The following is a 13733-nucleotide window of genomic DNA, read 5'->3' as shown; positions in this document are numbered from 1 at the left end:
CACCTCATGTACGGGCCGGGTTGCGAGCGGGTACCGTCGGGGCGACGAACGCACCCGGGGAGGCAGCCGTGGAGCGGAACCGAGTGGCGGCCCGCGCCGTCCGCGCGACGGGGACGCCGGCCCCGCCGACCGGCCGGGGCCGCGCCGCCTGGTGCGAGTTCGGCGCCCGGCTGCGGCACTGGCGGCGCCGGGCCGGCCTCACCCAGGTGCAGCTCGGCGCCGCGATCGGCTACGACCACACCGCGGTCAGCAAGATCGAGCACGGGGCCCGCCGGGTCTCCCCCAGGATCGCCGACCGGCTCGACGAACTCCTCGACGCGGGAGGTGAGTTGAGTCAGGCCTGCCAGCGCGCCGAGACCGCCGAGCTGTCCGTGCCCGACGCCTTCCCGCCCGCCCTGCTCCGGCCCCCGCTGCCTGGCCCCGGACCGGCCGGGTCGGCCCCGAGCGGCTGCGCCCCGGCCCGGCTGCCGGACTACGGCCTGCTCTGCCCGTTGCACGGCGCCGAGGGCTGTGACGTCCCCGCGGCCTCCGAACTCGCGGGTCTGCACGCCGAGTTCTGCGCCCCCGAGGCGCTCGCCGACCCGGCCGCGGCGCCGCCACTGGACGCCGCCACCGCGCACGCCCTGACCGGACTGCTGGCCGCCCACCTGCGCGCCGGTGAGACCGGTGGCCGACCGGGTCTCGCCGCGGCCGTCGAACGGACCCTGCGCGCGGTGCTCGCCCGGCTCGCCGACGCTCCGGCCGCGCACCGCCGCCCGCTGGCCCGGCTGGCCGCCGAGCACGCCCACGCGGCCGGCGCGCTGCGCATGCAGGACGGCCGCAACGCCACCGCGATGGCCTGCTACGACCGCGCGCTCACCTGGGCCGGGCTGGCCGGGGACCAGGCCACCCAGGTCGGTACGCTCAGCGACCTGAGCATCCTGGCCCGCCTGGACGGCGACCCGGAGGCCGCCCTCGGCTACGCCCGCGAGATCGACCGGGTCGCACCCGGCCGGCCCTGGGCCGGGGCGATGGGGCGGATCAGCCGGGCCCGCGCCCACGCGCTGACCGGCGACGTCCGGGCGACGGTCCGGCAGATCGACCTGGCCCGGGCGCACCTGGACCACATCGGCGCGCAGGACGAGGTCGACGTGCCCTGGCTCTCGATCGCCTCGATGCGGATGCGGGTGGAGTCGGCCGCGGCCGCCGCCCTGCGCGACCTCGCCGCGGCCGGGAACGACCCGGGGCTGGCCCGGCGGGCGCTGGACGCCACCGAGACCGCGCTGGGCCTGCTAGGCCCGACCCAACTCCCGGCCAGCCGACTGCTGTTCGTCGTCCGGGCGGCCGACTGCCTGGTCTGCGCGCACGATCCGCAGGCGGCCGTCGACCTCCTGGGCCGCGCCTTGGGGGGCACCTCCGCGGCGGGCCTCCCGGCACTGGTCGGGTACGAGCTGCGGGGAGTGCGCGACCGCCTCGCCGCGCACGCTCCGCAGGCCGCCGACCGGTTGGCGGAGCTGGTGCGCGCCTGAGCGACGCGGGAGGGGCGCTCGGGCGCTTTTGCGCGCGGGTGCGAAGGAATCCCGCCCCGGTCACTTCGGTATCCGGCGAAAATGCGCCCCCTTCACGCCGTTCGAGCGTCAACTTCGTGCGCGGATGGTCCGCCGATCGGGTCATTCATGGCGTTAACACGTCGAATGACTTCCTCGAGCAGCGGCTCCCGCTAGAGTCACTGACGTTTCCAGTCGTTAGTCCGCGAAGAACGGGGGGCGCGTGCTGTCAGCCGTTGCACGCCGGCTCGCCCATCCGCTCCTGCTGCTGGGCGTCCTGTCCGTCTCCGTCGCGACCCTGCGCTTCCACTGGGCCCCCGACCGGGTCTCACCGCTCGTCCTGGTCGCCGTGATCGTCTACCTGGCGGTCCTGGAGCGGCTGATCCCGTACCGCACCGACTGGCATCCGACCCGACGCGAACTCGGCTGGTACGGCGTCTACTTCGCGCTCAGCATGGTCGGCGGCGCACTGGCCCAGGGGCTGGTGACGAGCCTGGTGGAGGTGCTCGGCCCGGCACATCCGGCGCTGCCGTTCGCGATGGAGATCCCACTCGCGCTGCTGGTCGGCTCGCTCGGCGACTACCTCGTGCACCGCTGGTCGCACCGGAACCGGTGGCTCTGGCGGCTGCACGGAGTGCACCACGTCCCGGAGAAGGTGAACGTCGCGAACAACGGCGTGAATCATTTCCTGGACGTCTTCGTCGCACAGTCCGTGGTCCAACTTTCGCTGGCGCTGATCGGATTCTCGGCGGATTCGGTGTTCGTGGTCGGAATATTCGTTCTGGCCCAGGGGTATTTCGTCCACGCGAACATCGACGTCCACCTCGGGCCGCTCGGCCACGTCCTGGCCGGTCCGGAGCTCCACCGCCTCCACCACAGCACCGACCTCGCCGAAGCCGGCCACTACTCCTCCGACCTCTCCCTGTGGGACCACGTCTTCGGGAGCTTCACCTGGCGGCCCGGCCGAGTGCCCACCGCCGTCGGACTCACCGACCCGGCCGCGTTCCCCGCGACCGGCGAACTCGGCGCCACCCTGCTGCACCCCTGGCGCCGCGCGAAGCCCACCGAGCAGTCCGCCTGACCGCGCCCGCGCTGTCGTCCCCCCGCCCGTGTCCCCGGCGCCACGCCATCACCCTCGGATTGGACCATGAATTCCTCGCCCTCCGCCGTGCCCCGCGAGCCCATCGCGATCACCGGTATCGGCTGCCGCCTGCCGGGACACGCCAACGACCACCGGACCTACTGGCGCAACCTGCTGGAGGGCCGGGACTGCCTCACCGAGACCCCCGCCGACCGGTACGACACCGGCAGCCTGGGCAGCCGCGACCGGGCCAAGCAAGGGCGGCTGATCGGCGGCCGGGGCGGCTACATCGACGGATTCGACACCTTCGACCCGGACTTCTTCGGGATCAGCCCGCGCGAGGCCGAGCACATGGACCCGCAGCAGCGCAAGCTCCTGGAGGTCAGCTGGGAGGCCCTGGAGGACGGCGGCCTGCGTCCGGACGAACTGGCGGGGCGGGACGTCGGCGTCTACATGGGCGCCTTCACCCTCGACTGGAAGATCCTGCAGTTCGCGGACCTCGACTTCAGCACCATCGCCGCGCACACCGCCACCGGCACCATGATGACGATGGTCTCCAACCGGATCTCGCACTGTTTCGACTTCCGCGGCCCCAGCGTCTCGATCGACACCGCCTGCAGCTCCTCCCTGGTGGCGGTCCACCTGGCCTGCCAGAGCCTGCTCCGCGGCGAGACCGAACTCGCCCTGGCCGGCGGCGCGTTGCTGCACATGGCGCCGCAGTACACGATCGCCGAGACCAAGGGCGGCTTCCTCTCCGCCGACGGGCGCTCGCGTGCCTTCGACGCCTCCGCCGACGGCTACGTCCGGGCCGAGGGCGTCGGTGTGGTGGTGCTCAAGCGGCTCTCCGACGCGCAGCGCGACGGGGACCCGGTGCACGCGGTGATCCTCGGCAGCGGCGTCAACCAGGACGGCCGCACCAACGGCATCACCGTCCCCAGCGCGGACGCCCAGGCCACCCTGATCGAACGGGTCTGCGCCGAGGCCGGGGTGCTGCCCGGGAGCCTGCAGTACGTCGAGGCGCACGGCACCTCCACCGCGGTCGGCGACCCGATCGAGGCGGCCGCGCTCGGCCGGGTGCTCGGCATCGGCCGCCGCTCCGGGGACCGTTGCTACGTCGGCTCGGTGAAGACCAACATCGGGCACACCGAGGCCGCGGCCGGCGTCGCCGGGCTGATCAAGACCGCACTCGCCCTCAAACACCGCCGGATCCCGCCACACCTCAACGTGGAACGGCCCAACCCGGCCATCGACCTGGCCGCGCTGCCCTTCGAGATCCCGGCCGAACCGCTCGACTGGCCCGAGCACGCCGGCCCGGCCCGCGCGGGCGTGAACTCCTTCGGCTTCGGCGGCACCAACGCGCACGTCCTGCTGCAGGAACCGCCCGCCCCCGCCCCCGCGCCCCCGGCCACCGGACCGGTCTGCAGCGTGCTGCCGCTGAGCACCAAGGACGCCGCCGGGCTGCCCGAACTGGCCGACGCGGTACGGCAGGAGATCGCCGCCGGGGCCTCGCTCACCGACCTCGGCCACACCCTGGCGCACCGCCGCCAGCACCTGCCCGAGCGGCTCGCGGTGGCCTACTCCACCCGGCAGGACCTGGCCGAGGCGCTGGCCGCGTACGGGCGCGGCGAGGAGCACCCGCGGGTGGTCCGCGGCCGCGCCCGGGAGCGCCGGGAGCGCCGCCTGGCCTGGGTGTTCACCGGCATGGGCCCGCAGTGGTGGGGCATGGGCCGCGGCCTGTACGAGAGCGAGCCGGTCTACCGCGAGGCCGTCCGGGCCGTCGACCGGGAGATCCGCGAGCAGGCCGGCTGGTCGCTGCTGGAGGAGCTGGCCCGGGACGAGGCGGAGTCCCGGATGGCCGAGACCTGGCTGTCCCAACCCGCCAACTTCGCCGTCCAGGTGGGGCTTTCGGCGCTCTGGCGGAGCCACGGCCTGCGCCCGGACGCGGTGGTCGGCCACAGCACCGGCGAGGTGGCCGCCTTCCACGAGGCCGGAGTGTACGACCTGGCCGACGCCGTCCGGGTGGTGCTGACCCGCAGCCGCCTGCAGCACCGGCTGGCCGGCACCGGCGGCATGCTCGCGGTCGGACTGCCGGAGGCGGAGGCGGAGCGCCGGATCCGGCCGTACCGCGACCGGATCTCGCTCGGCGCCGTCAACAGCCCCTCCGCGGTGACCCTGGCCGGGGACACCGAGGCACTGCGCGAACTGGCCCGGGAGCTGACCGGGCAGGACGTCTTCGCCCGCATGCTCGACGTCGAAGTCCCCTACCACAGCGTGCGGATGGACCCGATCCGGGACGAGCTGGTGGCGGCGCTCGCCGACATCAAGCCCCAGGAGGCGCGACTGCCGCTCTACCTGACCGCCCGGGAGGGGCTCGCCAAGGGGCCCGAACTGGACGGCGGGTACTGGTGGGAGAACGTCCGCAACCCGGTGCGCTTCCGGGCCGCCGTCGAGCGCCTGGCCGAGGACGGGCACGGCCTGTTCCTGGAGGTCGGGCCGCACCCGGTGCTCGGCCACGCGATCCGCGAGTGCGCCGAGCGGGCCCACACCCTGCCGTCGATCCGCCGGCACCAGGACGAGCCCGAGCGCTTCGCCCGCAGCCTCGCCGAACTGCACACCCTGGGCGTCGAGGTGAGCTGGGACGCGCTGCACCCGGCCGGACGCCCGGTGCCGCTGCCGCGGTACCCGTGGCGGCGCGACCGCTACTGGGTCGAGCCCGCGCCGGTCGCCCAGGTCCGGCTCGGCCGGGTCGACCACCCGCTGCTCGGCCGCCGCACCGCGAACGCCCAGCCCGGCTGGACCACCGCGCTCGACCCCGAGCGGCTGCCCTACCTGAGCGACCACCGGATCGAGGGCCGGATCGTCTTCCCGGCCGCCGGGTACCTGGAGATGGCCGCCCAGGCCGTGCGCGCCCTGACCGGCGGCACCGAGGTGGTCCTGGCGGAGATCGAACTCAACCGGGCGCTGTTCCTCTCCGAGAGCGACCCCGCCCGCGTCCAGCTCGGCTACGCGCCGGAGGACGCCCGGTTCACGGTCACCGCCACCCCGGCCGGCGGCGAGCCGGCCACGCACGCCTGCGGCCGCGTCCGCACCGGCCAGCGCCGCACCTACGGCCCCGCGCTGGACACCTCCGCCCCGGACGCCCGCGGACAGCACCTCGACGGGCCGGACTGCTACCGGCGGCTGGCCGGGCGCGGCTACGACTACGGCCCCGCCTTCCAGGCCATCGACCAGGTGTGGGCGGGCCCCGGCGAGGCACTGGCCCGGCTCCGGCCGACCCCCGGGCTCGGCCCCGACGCCGCCGACCACCAGCTGCACCCGGTGCTCCTGGACGCCTGCTTCCAGACCCTGCTCACCACCACGCTGCACGCGCCCGAGGGCGGCAGCGTCCGGCTGCCGGTCTCCATCGAGGAGGTCCGGCTCGACGCGATCGGCGCCCGGCCGCTCTGGGCGCACGCCACCGTCACCCGGGACAGCGGCGAGGAACTCGTCGGCGACATCGCCCTGTACGACGAGGACGGCGGCCCGCTCGGCCGGATCACCGGCTTCCGGGTCGCCGACGTCGCCCAGGCCCCGGCCTCCGTCGGCCTGGCCACCATCGACGGCTGGCTCACCGAGGTCGCCTGGGTGGAGGCGGCCGCCCCGACCACCGGGGAGGCAAGCGGCGACCTGCTGCTCTTCGCCGACGAGGGCGGCCTCGCCGAGCGGCTGGCCGCGCTGGCCGCCGAGCGCGGCGCACGCTGCCACCTGGTCCGGCCCGGCGCGGAGTACCGCCACGGTGACGGGCACTCGACCGTACGGCCCGACTCCGCCGAGGACGTCGGCCGGCTGCTCGCCGACCTCGACACCGGCTACGCCACCGCCGTCCACCTGTGGAACCTCGACCTGCCCGCCCTGGACGCCACCACGCCCGACCGGCTCGACGGGCTCGCCACCCTCGGCGCCTACTCGCTGATCGCCCTCGCCCAGGCGCTGCCCGGCGCCCGCCCGGACGGCCGGCTGCACATCGTCACCCGGGGCACCCAGCCCGCCGCCCCCGGCGACCGGGTCGAACCGCTCGGCGCCCCCGCCTGGGGCATCGGCCGGGTCCTCTGGCAACAGGAACTCGTCGCCCAGCGCGGCAGCCTGATCGACCTCGACCCGGCCGTCACCGCCGCCGAGCAGGCCGAGGCCCTGCTCGCCGAACTCACCGCCCGGGACGAGCAGGAGATCGCCCTGCGGGCCGGCGGGCGGCTGACCGGCAGGCTGCGGCCGGCCGAGGGCCTCACCCGGCCGCTGCCCCCGGCGCTGCGCCCCGACGGCAGCTACCTGGTCACCGGCGCCTTCGGCGCCCTCGGCCGGCTGCTCTGCCGCACCCTGGTCAAGCGCGGCGCCCGACGGCTGATCCTGGTCGGCCGCACCGCCCTGCCCGAGCGCTCCCAGTGGGCGCACACCGATCCGCGCAGCCCCGCCGGAGAGCGGATCGCCTTCCTGCGCGAGCTCCAGGCGCTCGGCGCCGAACCCCTGCTCGCCCCGGTCGACGTCACCGACGAAGCCGCCCTCGCGGCCTGGCTCGCCGACTACCGGGAGCACCAACGCCCGCCGATCCGGGGCGTGTTCCACCTCGCCGGGCAGGTCAAGGACACCCTGCTCGCCCAGATGGACCGCCCGGCCTTCGACGCCGGGTACGCCCCCAAGGTGGCCGGCGGCCTCCTGCTGCACCGGCTTCTGCGCGACGAACCGCTCGACCACTTCGTCCTGTTCGCCTCCGTCGCCTCGCTGCTCACCACCGCCGGGCAGACCAACTACGCGGCCGGCAACGCCTTCCTGGACGCCCTCGCGCACCACCGCCGGGCCGACGGCCTGCCCGCGCTCAGCCTGGACTGGGGGCCCTGGGCCACCGGCATGATCGAGGAACTGGGCCTGGTCGCCCACTACCGCGACGCCCGCGGCATGAGCTCGCTGCCGCCGGACGCCGGGGCGGCCGTGCTGGAGCGCGTCCTCGGCCAGGACCACGCCCAGCTGCTGGTCGCCACCGTGGTCGACTGGCCGACCTTCCTCGCCTGGTACCCGGCGCCGCCCCCGCTGGTCGCCGACCTGGCGGCGAACGCCGCCGAGCGGGCCCCGGCCGAGACCGGCGGCTTCCTGGACGCCTACCGGGCGGCCGACCCGCAGAGCCGCCGGGCGCTGGTGACCGAGCGGTTCACCGCCGCGGCCGCCGCGGTGCTGCGCACCGCCGCCGAGCGGATCGACACCGACACCAGGCTCGGCGCGCACGGCCTGGACTCGCTGCTCGCGATGGAGCTGCGGGCCCGGGTGCACGGCGAACTGGGCGTCGCCCTGCCGGTGGTGGCCCTGCTCAGCAACGGCACCGTCGGCGACCTGGTGGACCTGCTCGTCGAGGGCCTCACCGAGCGGCTCGCCGCCGACGGCGCCGCGACCGGCGCCGAGGTCGAGCTGCACACCGACGAGTCCCGCTACCCGCTCACCCACAACCAGCAGGCGCTCTGGTTCCTGCGCCAGCTGCACCCGGACGGCTTCGCGTACAACATCGGCGGCGCCGTCGAGGTGCGCGCGGAGCTCGACCCGGAGGTGGTGTTCGCCGCGTTCCGCCACCTGGTCGCCCGGCACCCCGGCCTGCGGGCCGCCTTCACAGCCGAGGAGGGCCGCCCGGTCCAGCGGATCCGCGCGGAGGCGGTGGCCGACACCGCGCTGTTCGACGTCGAGGGCCGGCCGTGGGAGGAGATCCACGAACTGATCGTCCGCGAGTACCGGCGGCCGTACGACCTCGCCGAGGACCCGCTGGTGCGGCTGCGGCTGTTCCGGCGCGGGCCGGACCGCTGGGTGCTGATGAAGGCCGTCCACCACATCGTCTCGGACGCCATCTCCACCTTCACCTTCATCGAGGAGCTGTTCGAGGTCTACGAGGCGCTGCGCCGGGGCCGCACCCCCGAACTGCCCCCGGTGGCCGCCCGCTACCTGGACTTCCTCAACCACCAGAACCGCTTCCTGGCCGGGCCCGAGGCCCAGCGGATGCTCGACTACTGGCGCGGCCACCTGCCCGCCGAGATGCCGGTGCTGGCGCTGCCCACCGACAAGCCCCGCCCGGCCGTGCAGACCCACAACGGCGCCTCCGAGTTCTTCCGGCTGGACGCCGAGCTCACCGCCCGGGTCCACGAGCTGGCCCGCGCGCAGAGCGCCACCCCGTTCATGGTGCTGCTCAGCGCCTACTACCTGCTGCTGCACCGGTGGTCCGGGCAGCCGGACATCGTGGTCGGCAGCCCCGTCACCGGCCGCACCCAGGAGGAGTTCGCCGCCGTCTACGGCTACTTCGTCAACCCGCTGCCGCTGCACGTCAGCCTGGCCGGGGAGCCGACGGTGGCGGAACTGGTGGCCCGGGTACGGGAGAGCGTGCTCGGCGGGCTGGACAACCAGGAGTACCCCTTCCCGCTGCTGGTCGAGCAGTTGGGGCTGCAGCACGACCCGAGCCGCTCCGCGGTGTTCCAGGCGATGTTCATCCTGCTCACCCACAAGGTCGCCGTGGAACGCTTCGGCTACCGGCTGGAGTACATCGAACTCCCCGAGGAGGAGGGACAGTTCGACCTGACGCTGTCCGCCTACGAGGACCGTTCGGACGGCTGCTTCCACTGCGTCTTCAAGTACAACTCGGACCTCTTCGAGGCCGGCACCGTGCGGCGGCTGGCCGCGCACTACCGCAACCTGCTGGACGCCATGACCCGCGCCGCGCAGGACGAGCCGGTCGGCCGGCTGCGGATGCTGGACCCGGCCGAGCGCCGGGAGATCCTCACCGCGTTCAGCGGCGCCGAGCGCCGGATCGAGCACGACACCCCGCTGCCGGAGCTGATCGCCAAGGCCGCCGCCGAGCACCCGGAGGCCTTCGCCGTGGTCGCGCCCGGCCGTGACGAGGTCCGCCGCATGACCTACGGCGAGCTGGACCGGCGCTCCCAGCGCACCGCCGTACGGCTGCGCGAACTGGGCGTCGAGGAGGGCTCGGTGGTGGCGGTCCACCTGGACAAGTCACCGGAGCTGATCACCACCCTGCTGGGGATCTGGCGGGCCGGCGCCGCCTACCTGCCGCTCGACCCCGGGCACCCGGCGGACCGGCTCGCGTACCAGGTGGCCGACGCCGGGGCCGCGCTGGTGGTCGTCGACGAGCGGCGCCCGCCGGCCGCCGAGCTGCCCGCCCGGCCCGTCACCCTGGAGGAGCTGGACCGGCCCGCCGCGGCCGCCCTGCCGCTGCCCGCCGCCGACCCGGACCGGGCCGCCTACGTGATTCACACCTCGGGCTCCACCGGTCGGCCGAAGGGGGTCCGGGTCGACCACCGCAACCTGGCCGCCGTCACCGCCGGCTGGCGCGCGGAGTACCGGCTGGACACCGAGGTCCGGGTGCACCTGCAGATGGCCGGGACGGCCTTCGACGTGTTCTCCGGCGACCTCGCCCGGGCGCTCGGCAGCGGCGGCACCCTCGTCCTGGTCGACCGCGACCTGCTCTTCGACACCGCCCGGCTGCACCGGGTGATGCGCGAAGAGGCCGTGGACTGCGGCGAGTTCGTGCCGGCCGTGGCCCGCGCCCTGCTCACCCACTGCGAACGGGAGGACCTGCGGCTGGACTTCCTGAAGCTGGTGATCGTCGGCTCCGACTCCTGGAAGGCCGCCGAACACCGCAAGCTGCGCGCCCTGTGCGGCGAGCGGACCAGGCTGGTCAACTCCTACGGCCTGACCGAGGCCACCGTCGACAGCAGCTACTACGAGGGCACGGCCGAGGAGCTGGAACCCGGCCGGATGGTGCCGATCGGCCGGCCCTTCCCGAACAGCGCGCTGTACATCCTCGACCCGTACGGCGAGCCCGTCCCCGCCGGTGTGCCCGGCGAGCTGTGGATCGGCGGCGCGGGCGTCGCGGCGGGCTACCCCAACGACCCGCAGCGGACCGCCGAGCGGTTCGTCACCCTGGAGCTCGACGGCGCGCCCGCGCGGCTCTACCGCACCGGCGACCTCGGGCACTGGGACACCGCGGGCACCGCGCACCTGCTCGGCCGGATCGACAACCAGGTCAAGGTGCGCGGCCACCGGATCGAGCCGGGCGAGATCGAGGCCCACCTCACCGCCCGCCCCGAACTCGCCCAGGCCTGCGTGGCCGTCCGCCGGGACGCCTCGGGCGAGGCCGTCCTGGCCGCCTACGTCGTGCCCGCCGAGGGCACCGTGCTGGACCGCCGCGAACTGCGCCGCCACCTGGCCGAGCACCTGCCCACCGTGATGATCCCCTCCTACCTCACCGAACTGCCCGCCCTGCCGCTCACCCCGAACGGCAAGGTCGACCTCGCCGCCCTGCCCGAACCGACGGCCGACACCGGCGGGGCCCAGCACGAACCGCCCGTCACCCTCTACGAGACCAGGGTCGCCGAGCACTGGCGGAACCTGCTCGGCCTCGACGAGGTCGGCCTGCAGCACGACTTCTTCGAGCTCGGCGGCAGCTCCATCAGGCTGATCGAGCTGATCCACCACCTGCAGACCGAGTTCGCCATCGACATCCCGGTCGGCCTGCTGTTCAAGGTCACCACCCTGCACGGGATGGCCCGCACCGTCGAGCAGATCGTCACCGGCGAGGTGGCCGGCGGCCAGTCCCACCTGTGGTTCAACCCGACGGCGCCCGAGGACCGCACGGTCTTCTGCTTCCCGCCGGCCGGCGGCCACGGCCTGGTCTACCGGCAGCTCGCGGCGCACCTGCCCGAGCACCGGATCGCCGCCTTCAACTACCTGACGGGCGACGACAAGACCGCCCGCTACGCGGACCTGGCCGAGGAACTGCACCCGGACGGGCCGTACGTCCTGCTCGGCTACTCGCTCGGCGGGAACCTCGCCTTCGAGGTGGCCAAGGAGCTGGAACGCCGCGGCCGTACGGTGAGTTCGGTGCTGCTGGTGGACGCCTACCGGGTCCTCGACGCCTTCGACCTCGGCGAGGAGCACGTGGCCGTCTTCGAGCGCGAACTCCACGAGCACCTGCACCGCCACACCGGCTCGCGGATCGTCGCCCGGGAGACCCTCGAACAAGCCAGGGACTACCTGGAGTTCTGCAGCCGCACCCCCAACACCGGCATGGTGAGCGCCCACCTCGACGTGGTCTGCGAACGCGACCGGCTCGACGTGCACGTCAGCGGCGCGGACGGCTCCTGGCACGGCGCCTCCACCACCGGCACCGCCGTGCACGTCGGCCACGGCAGCCACGCGGAGATGCTCGACGGCGAGCACGCCGCCCGCAACGCCGAACTGGCGGGCGCCATCCTGGCCGGAGGCACCGTCGATGGCCGTGGCTGACCGCGGACCGGACTGGTCCGGCAGGGAGCGGGCCCCCGGCGGCCCGCCCCGGGTCATCGTGATCGGGGCCGGCCTGGCCGGCCTCGCCACCGGCTGCTACGCCCAGATGAGCGGCCTGGAGACCCGGATCTTCGAGAAGCACGTCCTGCCCGGCGGCTGCTGCACCGCGTGGTCCCGGCACGGCTACCTGTTCGACTACTGCATCGACTGGCTGATCGGCACCGCCGAGGGCACCGGCGCGCACCAGGTCTGGCGCGAACTCGGCGCCCTGGACGGCAAGTCCGTGACCCGCTTCGACGTCTTCAACCGGGTCGTCGACGAAGACGGCCGCGCCGTCACCTTCTACGGCGACCCGGACCGCCTGGAAGCCCACCTGCTGGCCCTCGCGCCCGGCGACGCCGAGCCGATCCGGGCGTTCTGCCGGGACCTGCGCCGCTTCGTCGCCGCCGAGCTGCCCTGGGACCTCACCCCGCCACCGCTGCGCACCACGGCGGAACGGCTGCGCACGCTGCGCAGCGTCCTGCCGTCCTTCCGGCTGTTCTGGCGCACCGCGACCACCCCGATGAGCGGCTTCGCCGAGCGCTTCCAGGACCCGCTGCTGCGCCGGGCGTTTCCCACCATGTTCCTGCAGGAGCCGAAGGGCTTCCCGCTCCTGCCGTACCTGTACACCCTGGCCGCCGCGCACAACGGCAACGCCGGTTTCCCGCAGGGCGGTTCGCTGGGGCTGGCCCGCTCGGTGGAGGAGCGCTACACCTCGCTGGGCGGGGTGATCGGCTACCGCTGCCGGGTGGAGCGGATCCTGGTCGAGGACGGGCGCGCCGTCGGCGTCGAACTGCGGGACGGCTCAAGGCACTTCGCCGACCACGTGGTGGCCGCCTGCGACGGCCCGACGGTGCTCGACCGGCTGCTGGAGGGCCGGTGGTCCAGCCCGGCCACCGACCGGCTCTACGGCGAACTCCTCGACAAGCCCGGCAATCTGTACCCGGCCGTGGTCTCCGCCTTCGTCGGCGTCGACGGTCCGCTGCCGCAGGGCGAGCCGCACAGCACCACGTACCTCCTCACCCCCGTGGAGGGTGCCCGGCTGCCCGGCGCGCTGCAGCAGAGCCTGGTGGTGCAGCTGCGTTCGGCCTACGCCGACGGCTTCGCGCCGCCCGGCAAGTCGGTGCTGCACTGCACCTACTTCAGCGACTACCGCTCCTGGAAGGACCTGCGGCTGCGCGACCGCCGGGCGTACCGGGAGCGCAAGCAGGAAGTCGCGGCCTTCGTCCGGGAGTTCCTGGACCGGAAGTACCCCGGGCTCGGCGGCCGGATCGAACTGGTCGACGTGGCCTCCCCGGTGACCGTCGAGCGGTTCACGGGCAACACCTACGGCTCCATCCTCGCCTGGCAGGCCTTCTCCGAGGCCGAGGACGCCGCCAACCGGCTGGTCAACCGGGACCGGATGCGGCTGCCCGGGCTGCGCGGCTTCTCCATGACCGGGCAGTGGACGGCGCTCGGCGGGCTAATCCGGGCCGCCACCAGCGGGCGGTACGCCGCGCAGTACCTCTGCCGGGAGCTCGGCCTGCCCTTCCGGGCCTGGCCCAGTGACAACCGGGAACCCTGGCACACCGGCAAGTGGGGCGACCTGCCGCAGCTCGGCCGGGCCACCGTGGGCGTGCCGCGGGCGGGTGCGCCGGACGAGGCGCCGGCCGACGAGGAGGCGACCGCCGGGGAACCGGTCGGCGAGGAACCGGTCGACGAGGAGCTGCTGGGAGCGGGCGTGCCGGAGGCGGACGTGGCAGAAGTGGGAGCGGCGGAGTGAGCGGGACGGCGGGCGA

4 protein-coding genes are annotated in these 13733 nt (G+C 74.5%); all 4 read left to right on the top strand.

The window, feature by feature from the left end; all coding sequences use genetic code 11:
- The first annotated feature begins 68 nt into the window (after positions 1–68).
- The 4 genes from ACZ6Y7_RS18265 (at position 69) to ACZ6Y7_RS18250 (ending at position 13717) form a co-directional block, all read left to right on the top strand.
- Entirely contained in the window at positions 69–1508 is a 1440-nt protein-coding gene (locus ACZ6Y7_RS18265) for a helix-turn-helix domain-containing protein (RefSeq protein WP_465758909.1), read from the top strand.
- A gap of 241 nt (positions 1509–1749) precedes the next feature.
- Positions 1750–2607 (top strand): sterol desaturase family protein, encoded by an 858-nt coding sequence (locus ACZ6Y7_RS18260; RefSeq protein ID WP_465758908.1) that lies wholly within the window; start codon positions 1750–1752, stop codon positions 2605–2607.
- Between the two features lie 66 nt (positions 2608–2673).
- Positions 2674–11916, top strand: a complete 9243-nt coding sequence (locus ACZ6Y7_RS18255) for a non-ribosomal peptide synthetase/type I polyketide synthase (RefSeq protein ID WP_465758907.1) — start codon at positions 2674–2676, stop codon at positions 11914–11916.
- On the top strand, positions 11909–13717 hold the full coding sequence (locus tag ACZ6Y7_RS18250) for a phytoene desaturase family protein (protein WP_465758906.1): 1809 nt from the start codon (positions 11909–11911) through the stop codon (positions 13715–13717). The genes ACZ6Y7_RS18255 and ACZ6Y7_RS18250 overlap by 8 nt, the downstream gene beginning before the upstream one ends.
- Positions 13718–13733: the final 16 nt, after the last annotated feature.

This window comes from Kitasatospora sp. NPDC053308, from assembly GCF_055585785.1.
Note: the sequence above shows the minus strand (reverse complement) of the source record. Positions and strands in the feature narration are given on the sequence as shown.

What these genes read in the sequence shown, in the direction of transcription:
- ACZ6Y7_RS18255 (WP_465758907.1), top strand. Translation starts at nt 2,674, where the DNA reads ATGAATTCCTCGCCCTCCGCCGTGCCCCGCGAGCCCATCGCGATCACC.